Source organism: Streptomyces mayteni (genome assembly GCF_054783955.1).
Genome location: NZ_BAAGPR010000017.1, coordinates 43,518 through 58,207, shown reverse-complemented (window position 1 = coordinate 58,207; position 14,690 = coordinate 43,518). Strand labels below are relative to the sequence as shown.

At 71.8% G+C, this 14,690-nt stretch carries 12 protein-coding genes; 4 read left to right on the top strand and 8 right to left on the bottom strand.

Annotation, left to right across the window (positions count from 1 at the left end; translation table 11 throughout):
- Positions 1-13: 13 nt before the first annotated feature.
- The 4 genes from ACYVPE_RS10965 to ACYVPE_RS10950 form a co-directional block, all read right to left on the bottom strand.
- Positions 14-1,021 (bottom strand): carbohydrate ABC transporter permease, encoded by a 1,008-nt coding sequence (locus ACYVPE_RS10965; protein WP_461033296.1) that lies wholly within the window; start codon positions 1,019-1,021, stop codon positions 14-16.
- On the bottom strand, positions 1,018-2,028 hold the full coding sequence (locus ACYVPE_RS10960; RefSeq protein WP_461033295.1) for an ABC transporter permease: 1,011 nt from the start codon (positions 2,026-2,028) through the stop codon (positions 1,018-1,020). The genes ACYVPE_RS10965 and ACYVPE_RS10960 overlap by 4 nt, the downstream gene beginning before the upstream one ends.
- Before the next feature lie 55 nt (positions 2,029-2,083).
- A complete protein-coding gene (locus tag ACYVPE_RS10955; protein ID WP_461033294.1) occupies positions 2,084-4,816 on the bottom strand; it encodes an exo-rhamnogalacturonan lyase family protein in 2,733 nt (910 codons plus the stop codon).
- A gap of 444 nt (positions 4,817-5,260) precedes the next feature.
- Entirely contained in the window at positions 5,261-6,397 is a 1,137-nt protein-coding gene (locus ACYVPE_RS10950; protein ID WP_461033293.1) for a LacI family DNA-binding transcriptional regulator, read from the bottom strand.
- A gap of 181 nt (positions 6,398-6,578) precedes the next feature.
- Here ACYVPE_RS10950 and ACYVPE_RS10945 point away from each other — a divergent pair, with 181 nt between their 5' ends.
- Complete coding sequence (locus ACYVPE_RS10945) at positions 6,579-6,791, top strand: hypothetical protein (RefSeq protein ID WP_461033341.1); 213 nt, start codon at positions 6,579-6,581, stop codon at positions 6,789-6,791.
- Between the two features lie 32 nt (positions 6,792-6,823).
- Here the strand turns inward: ACYVPE_RS10945 and ACYVPE_RS10940 are convergent, their stop codons facing one another.
- The 3 genes from ACYVPE_RS10940 to ACYVPE_RS10930 all read right to left on the bottom strand — a co-directional run bounded on the left by ACYVPE_RS10940 (position 6,824) and on the right by ACYVPE_RS10930 (position 10,745).
- The gene (locus ACYVPE_RS10940; RefSeq protein ID WP_461033292.1) at positions 6,824-7,756 is read right to left on the bottom strand and encodes an aldo/keto reductase; all 933 of its coding nucleotides are present in this window, start codon (positions 7,754-7,756) and stop codon (positions 6,824-6,826) included.
- Positions 7,757-7,904: 148 nt separating this feature from the next.
- Positions 7,905-9,932: a hypothetical protein gene (locus tag ACYVPE_RS10935; protein ID WP_461033291.1), complete on the bottom strand. Its 2,028-nt coding sequence runs from the start codon at positions 9,930-9,932 to the stop codon at positions 7,905-7,907.
- A 204-nt stretch (positions 9,933-10,136) separates the two neighbouring features.
- A complete protein-coding gene (locus ACYVPE_RS10930) occupies positions 10,137-10,745 on the bottom strand; it encodes a TetR/AcrR family transcriptional regulator (protein WP_461033290.1) in 609 nt (202 codons plus the stop codon).
- 87 nt (positions 10,746-10,832) lie between these two features.
- Here ACYVPE_RS10930 and ACYVPE_RS10925 point away from each other — a divergent pair, with 87 nt between their 5' ends.
- Positions 10,833-11,852, top strand: a complete 1,020-nt coding sequence (locus tag ACYVPE_RS10925) for an ATP-binding cassette domain-containing protein (protein WP_461033289.1) — start codon at positions 10,833-10,835, stop codon at positions 11,850-11,852.
- Entirely contained in the window at positions 11,849-12,667 is an 819-nt protein-coding gene (locus ACYVPE_RS10920) for an ABC transporter permease (protein WP_461033288.1), read from the top strand. Before ACYVPE_RS10925 ends, ACYVPE_RS10920 begins: the two co-directional genes overlap by 4 nt.
- A gap of 71 nt (positions 12,668-12,738) precedes the next feature.
- Here ACYVPE_RS10920 and ACYVPE_RS10915 read toward each other — a convergent pair whose 3' ends face one another.
- The gene (locus tag ACYVPE_RS10915) at positions 12,739-13,287 is read right to left on the bottom strand and encodes a TetR/AcrR family transcriptional regulator (protein ID WP_461033287.1); all 549 of its coding nucleotides are present in this window, start codon (positions 13,285-13,287) and stop codon (positions 12,739-12,741) included.
- 244 nt (positions 13,288-13,531) lie between these two features.
- Between ACYVPE_RS10915 and ACYVPE_RS10910 the strand changes: the two genes are divergently transcribed.
- Complete coding sequence (locus tag ACYVPE_RS10910; RefSeq protein ID WP_461033286.1) at positions 13,532-14,656, top strand: FAD-dependent monooxygenase; 1,125 nt, start codon at positions 13,532-13,534, stop codon at positions 14,654-14,656.
- The last annotated feature ends 34 nt before the right edge of the window (positions 14,657-14,690 follow it).

Here is a 14,690-nt window from a genome sequence, read left to right as displayed (position 1 = left end):
AGGGGGCGCGGGCTCAGCCCTTGACGGCGCCGATGAGGACGCCCTTGGCGAAGTGGCGCTGGAGGAAGGGGTAGACGAGCAGGATCGGGACGACGGCGATGACGAGGATCGCCATCTGCATGGGGAGTTGCGGGGGCAGCGCCTCGCTGCCGCCGACCTGGTCGCCGCCGATGGCGGACTGGTTGACGACGAAGGTGCGGAGCACGAGGGCCATGGGCCACTTGTCGGTGGTCTGGATGTAGAGGAGCGCGTTGAAGAACGCGTTCCAGTAGCCGACGGCGTAGAAGAGGCCGACGACCGCGAGCACCGCCTTGGAGAGCGGCAGCACGATGCGGGTGAGGACGGTGAACGGGGTGGCGCCGTCGATGTGCGCGGACTCGAAGAGCTCCTGCGGGAGTTCCTGGAAGAAGGCCCGCATGACGATCACGTTGAAGGCGTTGATCATCACCGGCAGGACCAGCGAGGCGTAGCTGTCCAGCAGGCCGAACTCCCTGACCACCAGGTAGGTGGGGATGATGCCGGGGGAGAAGAGCACCGCGCCGAGCAGCAGCATCAGCACCGGCCGGCCGCCGACGGCGCCCGGCCTGGCGAGCCAGTAGGCGAGACCGGCGGAGGCGGCGAGCGAGAGCAGGGTGCCGATCACGGTCACCGCGATCGAGATCAGCAGGGCGCGGGTGACGACGCCGCCGGAGAGCACGGCCTGGTAGGCGCCGAAGCTGACGCCGTCCGGCCACATCAGCATGCCGCCGCCGGCGTCGTTGATCGCCTGCTGGTCGGCCAGCGAGGTGACGACGATCGACCAGAACGGGACGACCACCAGGGCCACCGCGACGAGGAGGGCGACGAACTTCAGGGCCTGGACGAGGGGGTGGGGCTTCTCCATCCAGATGGGCCGCTTGCGGTCGCGGCCCGGCCCGCGGCCTGCTCCGCGTCCCGGCCGGCGTCCCTGTCCGCGTCCCGGCCGGCGTCCCGGCCGGCGGACGGTGTCGTCCCCGATCGTGGCCTGTTCGAGTGTGGTCATTTCTGGTACACCCCGCGTTCCCCGAAGGCGTGGGCCAGCCGGTTGGCGCCGATGACCAGGAGCACGCCCACCAGCCCCTTGACCAGGCCGGCGGCCGCCGAGACGCCCCAACCGCCGCCGAGAATGCCGTAGTTGTAGAGCCAGGTGTCCAGCACCTCGCTGGCCTCCAGGCCGACCGGCCCCTGTTGCAGGATGATCTGCTCGAAGCCGACCGAGAGGCTGTTGCCGAGCCTGAGGATCAGCAGCAGGATGAACAGGCCCCGCAGCGAGGGCAGCGTGATGTGGATGAGGCGGTGCCAGCCGTTCGCCCCGTCGATGGCCGCCGCCTCGTACTGCTCCTCGTCGACGCGGGAGAGCGCGGCGAGGAAGATGATGGTCCCCCAGCCGGCGTCCTTCCAGATCGACTGGGCGGTGATCAGGGTCATGAACAGCTCGGGTGTGCCGATGATCTCGACCGTCGGCAGGTCGTTCCGCACCAGGAACGTGTTGAGCGTGCCGGCGTTGCCCAGCATCTGCTGGAAGATCGCGACCACGATCACCCAGGACAGGAAGTGCGGCAGGTAGAGCACCGACTGGAGCAGGCGCTTGAGGCGCTCGCCGGCCAGGCTGTTGAGGAGCAGGGCCAGCGCCAGCGGGACGGGGAACACCAGGACCGTCTGGATGACGGTCAGTTGGAGGGTGTTGATCAGCGCGTTGACGAACTCGGGGTTCCCGTCGGTCAGGAAGGAGAAGTTCTCCAGGCCGACCCACTCCGAGTCGCCGACGCCGAGATAGGGCTGGTAGTCCTGGAAGGCGATGACGCTGCCGAGCATCGGCAGGTAGTGGAAGGCGATCAGGATCAGGGCGCCCGGCAGGCCCAGCATCAGCAGGAGCCGGTCACGCAGCAGGCGGCGCAGCAGGCCGGGGGCCCGGCCGGCGGGTGGTGCCGGCCGCCGTTCGCGACCGGCGTCCGGCGCGTTCGGAGAGCGCTGTCTCCGGCGCGCCTGAATCGTTTCAAGAAAGCTCATGGGGAGGGGCTTCATCCCTTCTACGGAGGAGGGGCAGGAGAGGGGGGACGGCGCGTCAGATGTGGTCGCCGACGAGGGCGAGGCACTGGATGACGGCCAGGCCGTACTGGGCGCTGGCGTTGGTGCCGAGGAGCGCCTCGTCGACGGGGTTGAGCACCGCCGGGCCCTCGACGCGCTCCGCGGTGAAGGGGTGGCCCTCCGGGTAGCCGGCGTGGCCGGTGCGGAGTTCCTGCCAGGCGCGCCGGGCGAGGGCGTCGTCCTCCAGGCGCACCGCGGCGTAGGCGGTGGCGCGCGAGTAGGCCTGGCGGAGGTTGAGGCTGCCCCAGGAGGAGCCGGTCTCCTCGCGCTGTTGGTCGGCGCTGGAGTTGTAGAGGCGGCAGAACCTGACCCACTGGTCGGCGACCCGCTCGTCGTCGACGAGTGGGAGCAGCTCCGTCATCAGTTCGATCAGGCCGAAGACGGAGCTGAGGCTGCCGATGCTGATGCTGGGTTCCGTGGGGCCGGTGAAGCGGCCGGTGGCGAGGTCGTAGGTGACGTCGCCACCCTGCGCCCACGCGTTGGGGAGGGCCGCGATGGTGGTGGCGCCGTTGAGGAGCTTGGTGCGGGCGATGTCGTCGCCGTCGCGTTCCCATTCGGTGAGCCAGGCCAGGGCCAGCGCGCCCCAGTCGGTGGACTTGCCGACGGAGAGGGCCGCGGGGTCGGGGTCGAACGGCTCGTCGGTGAGCTTGCGTCCTGGGTTGAGGACGAGGAACGTACGGTCGGCGTCGACGAGTTCGTGCAGGACGTCGCCGACGCGTTCGTCGGCGGTCAGGAAGTAGAGGAAGCGCTTGTAGCCGGCGTTGCTGATGCGGACCTGTTTGGCGCTGTCGCCCCAGTGCTGGACGCCGTGCCGGGTGCCGAGGCCCTTCCACTCGCCGAGGTGGTACATGTCGACCTCGCCGGTGTGGCGGGTCATGGCCTCGGCGAAGCGGAACGCCTGCGCGTCGCCGGTGCGCAGGTAGTGGTACCACAGCCAGAGGTCGGTGGAGAGCTCGGAGTTGTCCCAGGCGTAGCCGCCGATGTCGTAGCGCCAGGTGTGGCGGTCGCGGTCGTAGTCGTGCATGACGTCGCCGTAGTCCCAGAAGCCGTACCAGTGGCGCTGGTCGACGGAGTCGACGTAGTAGCGGTGCATCAGGTCGAGGTTGTTCTCGAGCCGCTCCCTGGCGGCGTCTGAGCGGTCGACCGGGGCCCAGGAGCCGAACACGCCGGCGGAGTGGTTGTGTTCGGGCCGGCTGGCCAGCAGGGGTGGCGTGGCGTTGGCGTCGGCGAGAGCGGAGAAGCGTTCGGCGGTGGGGGTGGCTTCCAGGGCCCAGAAGGTGAGTTCGGTGGTGCGGGCGACGCCGTAGGGGGTGCCGAACTCGGGCTCGTAGTCCTCGTAGGTGATCTCCAGGCCCTCCAACTGCTCGGGGTAGGTGTCCTGGCCGAGGCCGTCGTGGTAGAAGCGCAGGTCCATCGCGCCGGCCCGGGGTGACCACATCCAGACGGTGGCCTGCGCGGTGTCGGTGGCGGCGCCGGTGATCTCCAGCTCGGTGGGGTGCAGTTGCCAGAAGTTCCGCATCCCGAAGGCCAGGCCGCCGGTGGGCGAGCCGACGTAGGCCAGGCCCCTGGCACGCTGCCCGCCGTCGACCCGGAGCCAGGAGTGTCCGGCCTTGGTCCGCTTGTGGATCTCGAAGCCGTTGGCGGTGAGTTGGCGCAGGCTGTAGTCGCCGAAGGGCGGGATGTACTGGAGCCGGGTGGTGACGCGCTGGTCCCAGGTGGCGGGGTCCGGGGTGGCCTGCCCGGCCACCTGAGCCTGCCGCACCGCCGCGCCCGGGTCGCGGCGCAGCCCGGTGATGCCGCGGACGGCCTCGGCCAGGACGCCCTGGTCCTGGCCGGCGAAGCGGATGTGCCGGTTGTGCGGCTCGTCGCGCATCGGGACGTCGAAGCGGACGCCGAGGCCGTTGACGAAGTCCCGTTCGGCGTCGCCGTCGTAGACGAAGGTGTGCACCACCCGGATCGCATCCGAGCCGGCGTACAGGTAGAACCGGACGGTGAACGGCAGCCACGCGCGGCGATCCCTGCGGTGTTTGCCCTCGACCTTGACGACGGCGCGCACCGGCCCTTCCTGTTCGACGGTGACCTCCTCGACCACGCTGACGAAGGACTGGCTCCGGACGGTCTCGGCCTGGTCGGTGCTGGGTCTGTCCTGGCGGGAGGCGATCAGCCGGCCCTTCTCCGCGATGACGGTGCCCCCACGCCTGATGGACTCCACCAGGTCCTCGCCGTTGCGCCGGAAGGTCACGCTGATCACCCCGGTGTCCACCGTGACGCGTCGTCCGCTGCTGTTGACGGAGACCGGGGTCCCGGGTCGGACGGCCTCGCCGGGGGCGAGCCGGTAGTTCTGGGCGCGGGGGTCGGCGCCGCTCACGGCGTGGGCCGTCCACTTCACGGAGCCGTCCGGCCACCACCCGGTGGGCCAGCTCTGCACGGGGACGGCCGTTCCGGAGTCCGCCACCAGCGAGAACGTCTGGTCGGCGGCGAGCGCGCCGCGCGGCCAGGGCACCCCGAAGGTGGTTCCGGCCGCCAGCTCGGCTGGCGTGCCGCCCTCCAACCACCGCACGGTCACCGGGTCGTGGCCGGTCAACTCCAGGGGCCGTGAAGCCTGTTCCGCGTTGGGTGTGGCGGCCGCCGCGGTGCGTGGGGTGAGCAGGGCGGTGGCGCCGGCTGCGGCCGCCGAGGCCAGGACGTTGCGTCGACTGAGGTGAACCACGGAGATCAGCTCCTTGGACGGGCGGAGTGCGGGGTCGTCGGTGCGGTGCCGAGACGGCGCCATGACTGGTCGCCGCGTGGGCCTTCCGAGCACGTCGGTCGGCGAGGCGGGGGGTTCGGGGGGTGGCGGTGGCCCAGGGACGGAATCCGGATCGCGGTTCCTTGGAAGCGGCGCGTCCCGCACTTTGACGCAACTTCAGTCACGAGTCAATAAGTTCGATCGTAAGCGCGCAGATTGATCCCTGGGGCCCGGCGCCGTGCGGCGCGGATGAGGGCGCCTGGGCGAGGGGTTTACGGGCGCTGACCGGCCGCTATCGGCATGGTGTCCGGTGTGCGCTCCTGCGCGAAGATGCAATGACCTGGCATGAGTGGGGAGTTCATGCCGTGGCGTGTCGCGAATATTGACATGCTGGGCGTTTCGCAGGATGGTGCAGCTGCGGCGCGGTCACCCCGCGCCGGCCGCGGCCCCGCAGGAGGCGCGGACGACGAGCCGGGGCTGCAACACCAACTGACGAACGGCCGGCGGCTCCCGCACGTCGATCCTGTCGAGCCGGTCGAGCAGCAACTGGGTGGCGTGCTCGCCGAGTTCGTGTTTCGGCGGGGCCACCGCCGTCAGCGGCACCTCGGCGAGCGAGGCGATCTCGTCGTCGTAGGCGACCAGCGCCAGGTCGTCGGGCGCGCGCAGCCCGCGCAGCCGGAGGCGCCGCGTCAGCTCGATCGCGTCGTGGTCCGAGTGCACCAGCGCCGCCCGGACGCCCCCGGCCAGGCACCGCTCGATGAACCCGTCGTAGTGCTGGGTGGCCTCCGAGGAGCCGAGGCGTGGGCGACCGCCGTCCACGACCGGGGCCGACGGGTCGAGGTCCAGCGAGCGCACGGCCGCCGCGTGGCCCTCCTGGATCAGCGCGGCGGTGGGGCTGCCGTTGACGTAGAGGCCCACGCGGTCGTGTCCGAGCGCGACGAAGTGCCGGACCGCCGCGTACGCGCCCTGCCGGTGATCGGACACCACGAACTCGCAGGGCTCGAAGGGATCCCGCGGCTGTCGTTCGACGAGGACGAACGGCAGCCCGGTGGCGCGGAGCCGGTCGAGCGTCCTGGTGGGCGTGTAGTGGCCCTCGGCCGTGGTGATCAGCAGGCCGGCGACGCCGGAGGCGACCAGATCGTCGATCTGGTCCAGGTCGTTCGGCTCCGCGTAGTTGGTGAGGCCGATGACGACCCGGGCGCCCCGCCGGGCGGCCACGCTCCGTACTCCGGCGACGAGTTGGGGGTAGTAGTAGTTCATCGAGGGGACGAGCAACCCCAGCATCCGCCCGCCCTCGGCCGAGGCCGCCGCGGGAGCCGCCTGGCTCGCCTCCGCCCACTGCCTGACGTGCGTCTGGTTGGGGGCGCCCCGGCGCGTGACCACCATGGCGCCGCCCCGGACCCTGGTGACCTTCCCCGCCTCCGCGAGCTCCGCGAGGTCACGGCGGATGGTGGCGGTCGACACCCGCAGGCGGGCGGCGAGTTCGACGATCTTCAGGGCGCCGTGTGCCTTGAGCTCCCTGAGCAGCAGCTCGTGGCGCTGTGCGACGAGCATGTCGGGCATCAGACCTCCGGTGAGCGCTAGTTGAGCATTCTAGACGAACATTGCGGATCATGCCTAAAGTGATGCGTCATGGTGGCTGATGATGCAAGTCGCGGCAACGGCTCGTCACGTTCCGAAGGCGGGGTCGCCGACGAGCGGCTGGCCGGCCGCAGGCTACGCCTGCGGGGCCTGGCGTACGGCGGTGACTACAACCCCGAGCAGTGGCCGGCCGAGGTCTGGCGGGAGGACGTCCGGCACCGACCGCACCGACCGCACCGACCGCACCGACCGCACCGACCGCACCGACCGCACCGACCGCACCGACAGCACCGACCGCGCCGTCACCGGTGGGCGGCTGCGCCTACCGCCGCACGGCGTCGCCGTCCTGCGTGAGGGGAGGGAGAGCACCGGCTGAGCCGGCTCACGCCAGCCCCGGCGCGTGCCGCGTCAGTCGTCCAGCGTCGAAGGCGGCGTGCCGAGCGCGGCCAGCTCCGGCCAGAACTCCTCCGGGATCGCGGTGGCCTGGAGCTCCACCAGCTGCGCGAGGCGCTCGGGGCGGCCGACCCCCACGATCGTCGAGGCGATCCCCGGATGGCGCAGCGAGTGGCGCAGCGCCACGGCCCGCAGCGGGATCTCCCAGCGCCGGCACAGCTCGCGGGCGCGCGCCACCCACGCGAGGAGGTCGGGGCCCGCCTCCCGGTAGGCGTATGTCTCGCCGGTGCCGGCGAGGATCCCGCCGCCGAAGGGCGCGGCGTTGAAGACGCCGATGCCGCGCTCGGCGGCCAGGTCGATCAGCTCCGCCCCCCTGCGGTCCACGAGCGTGTAGCGGTTGTGGGTCAACAGGACCTGGAACGCGCCGCTTTCGGCGTACCCGCGCATCAGGGAGACGGGGCCGGCGGCGATGCCGAGCGCTCCGACGAGGCCCTGCTCGCGCAGCTCGGTGAGACCCTGCACGGCCCCGCCGGGCGCGAACGCCTCCTCGACCTCGATGGTGTAGGGGTCGTGCAGGTGGAGCAGCGGCAGCCGTTCGACGCCCAGGCGCGTGACGCTCTCCTCGAACGACCGCCAGACCCGGTCGCGGTCCAGCGCACCCGTCGCCGGGTCGGCGTCGACCTTGGTGACGATCGTCTTGCCGGCCGGCAGCCCATCGCGGCGGACGGCGGCCCCGAGAACGGTCTCGCTGCGGCCCCGCGCGTAGTTGTTGGAGGTGTCGATCACTGCGAAGGGGCCGGCGAACATCGCCCGGGCCAAGGCGTCGGCCGCCGCGGCCGGGTTCCCGTCCGGGCCCGGCGGGTCGCCGAGGAAGGAGGTGCCGACGCTGACCGCCGTCGCCCGCAGCGAGGTCCCGGGCACGATCCGCTCGTCCGTCAACTCGTCCATCGTCTCCTCGTTCCGCCGCCGCTCCGGGTACGCCTCACCCGCCGACGCACCCTACCTGTCCGGTCTCCAGGCACGGCGGGGCGAGGTCGCCCGGCCGCCGTGGCCGCGGCGGCCGTGCCCCCGCTCCGGGGCCCGGCCGCCGGCCGGATCAGCTGCCCGAGCGCTCCTCGCCCTGGCCGTCGGGCCACCCCCCGACGGCGGTGAAGGAGTAGTCCACCTCGAACGACCCGTAGCCGTACGACACCGTGATCCGGTCGCCGTGGCGCGCGTCCAGGGTGGCCAGGTCGAGGGTGCCGCGGAACGTCGTCGCGTTCTGGCCGGTCTGGGTGACGGTGAGCGGCGCGGCGGCGCGGTCGTTCACCCGCACCTCGACCGTGCCCTGGTCGAGTTCGCCGGCGGCCAGGTTCAGCGGCGCCGCCAGCTCGACCGTCACGCTCGCGTTCCGCGGCACCGCGCGCGCCGCGGCGCCGCCGCGGGTGCGAACCTCCAGGCTCGTCTGGTCGACGGCGCGCCAGGCCAGCGACTGGTTCCAGGCGCTGTTGAACGCGACCCAGCCCTCGGTGTGGCCGATGTTCTCCACGTCGGGGTTGAAGGGGTAGTGGCCGTTCTTCGGGCTGCCGTCGAGCACGCCTGGCAGGTCCTCGAGCAGGCCGGCGCCGCCGCGGTACTCGGAGAACCAGCCGCGCTCCACCCCCTCGAACCCGAACTGCTCGCTCGGCGCGTCGTACGAGGCGTGCCGACCCGAGGGGTTGCGGCCGAAGATGTTGTCGACGTGCGCCGTGGCGATCTCGCGCAGGCGGTCGGCCAGCGGGTCGTCGCCGAGCAGCCGGGCCGCGGCGAGCGCCGGCGCGGCGAAGCCGGCCACGTTGCCGGTCTCGTTGGGGTCCTCCGCGCCGCCGCCGGTGAAGGCCGGGATGGTCCAGCGGTCGTCGGAGTAGCGGCGGAAGTCCCAGAGGTTGTCGGAGCGTTGGGTCACGATCTCGGCCCAGTCGCGGACGAAGTCCTCGATCCTGTCCGGGGCCTGCTCCGGGTAGGCCTCGGCGAACCGGGTCAGCCCGGTGATCAGCAGGTACTCGCTCTGCCGCTGCCCCTTGGTGACCCGCGGGTCGTCCAGGTCGAGGTTGTCGACCAGCCACGCGGCCTGGTCCCGCGCGGCGCGCAGGTACCGCCCGGCGTCGTCGCGGCCCTCGCGCAGCGCGACCTCGTACATCATCACGTTCGGCCACACGGAGTGGCCGGGCGCCAGTTCGCCCTTGCCGGTGCCGACCTGGGTGTACGTCTGGAACAGGTCCCCGGTGTGGGGCGTGAACGCCTGCCAGTAGTACCGGTCGCCCGCGGGGTCGCCCCAGGTGGCGAAGAGGTGGTCGCGGGCACGCTCGTACACCTCGACCGGTATGTACTCGGAGAGATGGGGATAGGCGTAGACGAACGACGCCAGCTGCTCCTTGAGTTGGGGGTCGTTGACGTCGGCGTCCAGCAGCAGTTCGACGCCCCAGTGGATGAGCCGCACGATCTCCGGGGTGTCCTCCGGCAGCGTCACCGGAAGCCCCTCGTAGACCGCGTCGTCCACGGTGATCCGCTCGAACGCGCTCGGGTTGGCGAGGTACATGTCGACGAGGGTGTCGACCTCGTGCGAGTACTGCGCCCCGTCGCGCCAGGTCACCGCCTTCATGCACAGGCGGTGGCCGTACTCGTCGCTGGCCAGCCCTGGCCCCTCCGCCATCCGCGTGTAGTCGCCGACGTAGCAGCGGCTGCCCGACATGAACTCGATGGCGCGCTGGTAGGACACCCGGTCGATCCAGTAGGCGCCGATGCCGAACGGCACCGAGGTGCCGATCCCGGCCTCGCCGTCGACGGTGACCACGAAGTCCCCGGTGTCTGGCGGGTCGAACGCGCTGAAGTCGCCCACGCCCGAGGTGACGGTGCCCCGGTATCTGATCGCACCTGACGCGTCGGTGACCGTGAAGGTCGCGCCGTCCTCGGCCAGCGGAGCGGTGAAGCGCTTGGGCTCGCCGAGGCCGAAGCCGCTCTGGTTCAGCAGCACCGGCTGTGCGGCGCGGGGGTCACCCGGAGCCGTGTCGCCGGCGGCGGCGGCCGGCCCGGCGGTCGCGGGGGCGGCCCCGACGAGGGCGCCGATGACCAGCGCACCCACCGCGGTGAGCACTCGTACCTTCATTCGCCAACTCCCGATCTCTCTACGGCAGGGGCGCCCACCCCTTGCTGTTTCGTATCAGCAACTCATAAGCAGGCATGACGGGTTACTTGCTGATTCGATGCAGCGACCGTAGATATGCCGGCTGTACGCGTCAAGAGAGTGGACCGAAGAGAGTTTCGGCCGGCGGTCGAGTTCTGCGCCTGTCCGGGGGCTACGGGCTACGGGCTACCCGGCCTGGTCGCCGAAGAGCAGGTCGAGTTGCGCTTCGAGGGCCGCGACCGCGGTTCCGGGCGGAAGGCCCGAGCTCAGCACATGGATGGCCAGGCCCTCGGTCATCGCGAACAGCGCGGTGGCGGCGCGCTCGGGATCGACGTCGGCCGCCGCCGGGCCCGCCGACCGCGCGGCGCGGAGCTGCTCGGCGATGAACGCCCGCATCCCGGCGTCGCCCTCCGACAGCTCCCCGCTCGCCGCGCGCCTGGTCGCGGCGTAGGACATGAAGGCCAGCGCCACCCGGCCGTCGGCCCGCTCCGACTCGTCGAGCGGCAGCAGGGCCTTGAGCATGGCACCGACGAGTCCGCGTGCGGCGGGCGCGTCGCCGAGCCCGGCGACCGCGGCGGTCATCCGCGCCTCGTACCGGGCGCCGGCCGACCGCATGGCGAACTCCATCATCGCGTCCTTGGACGGGAAGTAGTGCTGGACCATCCCCGAGGTGACGCCGGCCTCGGCCGCGACATGGCGCAGACTCACCGCCTCCAGGCCCTGGTTCGCGGCCACCCGCATCAGCGCGGCGGCGATCCGCTCGCGTCGTTCCTGGTGGTCGACCTTCTTCGGCATGCCCCCACGTTTTCACATTGCGACTGCATTGACAACGCGGTTCGGCACTCAATACATTGCGACCGTAATGCAAAAAAGGGAGGGTCCATGCCACCGGAACACACCGGGCCGACCATCGAAGTCACGGGCCTGGTCAAGCGATTCGGCGAGACGACGGCGGTCGACGGCGTCGACCTGAGAGTCGAACGCGGCTCGGTCCTCGGGCTGCTCGGCCCCAACGGCGCGGGCAAGACCACAGTGGTGCGGATCCTCGCCACGTTGCTCCGCCAGGACGCCGGCTCGGCGCGCGTCTGCGGCCACGACGTGGGGCGCGAACCCCACCGGGTCAGGGAGTTGATCGGCGTCACCGGCCAGTACGCCTCGGTCGACAAGGACCTCACCGGCTTCCAGAACCTCGCCATGATCGGCCGCCTCCTGGGGCTGCCGCGAGCCCGGGCCAGGAGTCGCGCCGACGAACTCATCGCCGAGGCGGGGCTCGGCAAGGCCGCGGCGAAGCCCGTGAAGACGTACTCCGGCGGCATGCGCCGCCGACTCGACCTCGCCGCCAGCCTGGTCAACCGACCCGCGGTCGTCTTCCTCGACGAGCCCACCACCGGACTCGACCCGGCCAGGCGGGGCGATACCTGGGAGATGGTGCGCGCGCTGGCCGCCCAGGGCTCGACCGTGCTGCTCACCTCCCAGTACCTGGAGGAGGCCGACCACCTCGCCGACGACATCGTCGTCCTCGACGCCGGCAGGGTCGCCGCGCGCGGCACGCCCGACGCCCTCAAGCGACGGCTGGGCCGGCAGACGCTCGACGTGCGCGTCGCCGACCCGTCCCAACTCGCCGAGGCGAGGGACCGGATCGCCAGGATCGTCGGGACCGCACCGGTCGTCGACGCCGCGAGCCGACACATCAGCGCCGCGGTCGTGGACGGCCGAGCGATGCCCGCCGTCGTCCGGAGCCTCGACGAGGCCGGCGTCGAGGTCGCCGAACTGGCGCTGCGGCTGCCCAGCCTGGACGACGTCTTCCTGACTCTCACCGGCCACCGCGCCACCACGAACGATCCCGCCCCGGCCCCGGCCTCGGCCCCCGCCGGCGCGGCCAGCGAAGGAGGCGTGGCATGACGACGGACACACCGGCGACCGCACCGCCACGCGGGACGCCGCGAGGGCGGCCCGGCCTCGCGCGGGCGCTGGCCCAGAGCGGCACACAGTCCTGGCGCGGAACCGTCAAGATCCGCCGCAACCCGATGGGCCTGGCCGACGTGATCGTCGGACCGGCCATCTTCCTCGCCCTGTTCGGGTACGTCTTCGGCGGCGCCATCGCCGGCGACACCGACGACTACCTGCGGTACGTGTTCCCCGGCGTCCTCGGCATGATGACGCTCTTCGCGACGATGGGCATCGGCGTCTCGCTCAGCACCGACCTCGCGACCGGGGTCTTCGACCGGTTCCGCAGCCTGCCCGTCGTCCGCATCGCGCCGCTGGCCGGGGCGATCGGCAGCGACATCGTCCGCCAGGTCGTCTCGCTGACCGCGCTCCTCGGCTTCGGACTGCTCCTCGGCGTCCGGTTCGACGCCGGCCTCTGGTCGATCCTCGCCGGCTGCGCGCTCGCGCTGGGGTTCGGCCTCGCCCTGTCGTGGGTCTGGGTGGCGCTCGCGCTGGCGATCCGGGACACCCAGGCGGTCCAGGGGCTCGGCGCGGTCATCATCTTCCCGCTGGTCTTCGCCAGCAATGTCTTCGTCCCGACCGACACCATGCCTGGCTGGCTGCGGACCATCGCGTCGTGGAACCCGGTCGGCCACTTCGTCGACGCGGTGCGCGGCCTCCTGATGGGCGGCCCCGCCGCCGAGCCGGTGGCGTACACCCTGATCTGGATGGCCGCGTTCGTGGCGGTCTTCGCGCCGCTTTCGCTCGTCGCCTACAACCGGCGCGCCTGAGGACTCCAGGACGGCGGGACGTCGGCGGCCGCGCGGAGGGCCTCACCGACGGCGACGCTCGGGGTGACCGCTCAGGCGTGCGGTGCCGTGGCCCGGATGCCGGCGAGCACCACGTCGACGATGCGCTCCGCGTCCTCGCGGGTGAACCGGCGCATGCCGCGGTTGACGATGAGGTGCGTCGGGCCGGAGATCATCTCGCCGAGGAAGGCGCTGTCGACCGGGGGGAGTTCGCCCCGGTCGACAGCCATGTCCACCCGCCGCCGCATGGCGGCCACCCGCTGGTCGAGGATCTTGGTCAGCGCCTGGACGGTGGAGGTCTGGCGGGCGGCGGGCTGGAGGGCCTGTTCGAGCATCCGGCCGAACGACGTTTCCAGGCCGCCGGCGAGGGCCAGCAGGAAGTCCACCAGGTCCCGGTGGATGTCGCCGGTGTCGGCGATCGAGGCGAGATCCTCGGCGTAGCGCAACAGGGCCTCGACCACCAACTCCTCGCGGTCCGGCCAGTTGCGGTAGACGCTCGTCTTGTGGACGCCGGCGGACTCGGCGACCTCCTCGTAGCGGAAGCCCGCGATGCCGTCCCGCGCCACGAGCTCGACGGTCGCGGCGAGGATCCGTGATCGCACCCGGGCGTTGCGGCCCCCTGGACGCCGTGCCGCCGGCCGGTCAGCGGTCCCGTTGGCCATCGCCGCGCTCAACTCCTGTTCTCTACTCCGGTGCCGATTGTCGCCAGGTGCGGCGTTGCGGGGCAAGTCGGTCGTTCAGTAGGCTCTCTAAAAGCAACAGTTTGTTTCTTTAGTTGGCGGGCTGTCGCGGCGCCGGCCTGCCCGCCGGCCGCACGCCCACCTGAGCGAAACCTGGAGCGCACACATGAACATCCTTGTCTCCGGAGCCGGTATCGCCGGGCTCGCCTGCGCACGCGAGCTCGGGAACCGCGGCCACGACGTCACCGTCGTCGAGTACGCCCACCACCTCCGGCTCACGGGCACGCCCATCGACATCCGCGGCGACGCGATCGAGACCGTGGAGCGGATGGGACTGCTCCCGAAGATCCGGAAGCACCGAGTCCGGATGTCCGAGCTCACCCGGTTCGTCGACAGCCGGGGCGGGCCGGTGGCCCGGATCCCGATGACGGAGGTCAGCGACTCCGACGACGACATCGAGCTCCTCCGCGAGGACCTGGTGCGCATCCTCGCCGAGGCGCTCCCCGCCACCGCGGCGATCCGCTTCGGCGACTCGATCGAGACACTGACCGACGACGACGGTGGCAGCGCCGGCGTCGACGTACGTTTCGCGTCGGGCCGCACCGGGCGGTACGACCTGGTCATCGGCGCCGACGGCCAGCACTCCGCGGTACGCGGGCTGGTGTTCGGGCCCGAGGAGAAGTACCTCAGGCACCTCGGTGTCTACTTCGCCCTGGCCGACCACCCGGGCGAGGCGCGATCCGAGGGCGCCAACTCGATATACAACGTCCCCAGCCGGATGGCCGGCATCTTCCGGTACGGCGGCGGGGCCGTCGCGGTCTTCCAGTTCCGCTCGGAACGGATCGACTACGACCACCACGACCTGGACGCCCAGAAGAAGATCCTCGTCGACGCCTTCGCGGGCCACCGGTCGTGGCGGATCCCGGAACTGCTCGACGTGGCCCGCGCCGACCCCGCCTTCTACCTCACCTCCGCGAGCCAGATCCACCTGCCCACGTGGCACCGCGGCCGCGTCGCCCTCGTCGGGGACGCCGGGTACAGCCCGGCCTTCCTCTCCGGCCGGGGCACCTCACTCGCGCTCACCGGCGCCCACCTCCTCGCCGAGGAACTCGAACGGTCCGGCGACGACCACACCGCCGCGTTCGCACGGTACGAGGCCCGGCAGCGCCCCTACGTCACCTTCGCCCAGGGCCGGGTCCGCAGCGGCCGCGACCGCATGCTGCCGACCACCTGGGAAGCCATCGCCGCCCGCAACGAGGCGCTGCGCGCGGCCGGCTTCGGCACGCCCTGACCGCGGCGCGCCGTACCGGACAACGCCCGACGGC

Bases quoted from the DNA above. Each gene is read 5' to 3' on its own strand.
- ACYVPE_RS10930 (WP_461033290.1), bottom strand. From the start codon at position 10,745: ATGCCGAAGAAGGTCGACCACCAGGAACGACGCGAGCGGATCGCCGCC.
- ACYVPE_RS10920 (WP_461033288.1), top strand. From the start codon at position 11,849: ATGACGACGGACACACCGGCGACCGCACCGCCACGCGGGACGCCGCGA.
- ACYVPE_RS10960 (WP_461033295.1), bottom strand. From the start codon at position 2,028: ATGAGCTTTCTTGAAACGATTCAGGCGCGCCGGAGACAGCGCTCTCCG.
- ACYVPE_RS10940 (WP_461033292.1), bottom strand. From the start codon at position 7,756: ATGGACGAGTTGACGGACGAGCGGATCGTGCCCGGGACCTCGCTGCGG.
- ACYVPE_RS10910 (WP_461033286.1), top strand. From the start codon at position 13,532: ATGAACATCCTTGTCTCCGGAGCCGGTATCGCCGGGCTCGCCTGCGCA.
- ACYVPE_RS10935 (WP_461033291.1), bottom strand. From the start codon at position 9,932: ATGAAGGTACGAGTGCTCACCGCGGTGGGTGCGCTGGTCATCGGCGCC.
- ACYVPE_RS10925 (WP_461033289.1), top strand. From the start codon at position 10,833: ATGCCACCGGAACACACCGGGCCGACCATCGAAGTCACGGGCCTGGTC.
- ACYVPE_RS10965 (WP_461033296.1), bottom strand. From the start codon at position 1,021: ATGACCACACTCGAACAGGCCACGATCGGGGACGACACCGTCCGCCGG.
- ACYVPE_RS10950 (WP_461033293.1), bottom strand. From the start codon at position 6,397: ATGCCCGACATGCTCGTCGCACAGCGCCACGAGCTGCTGCTCAGGGAG.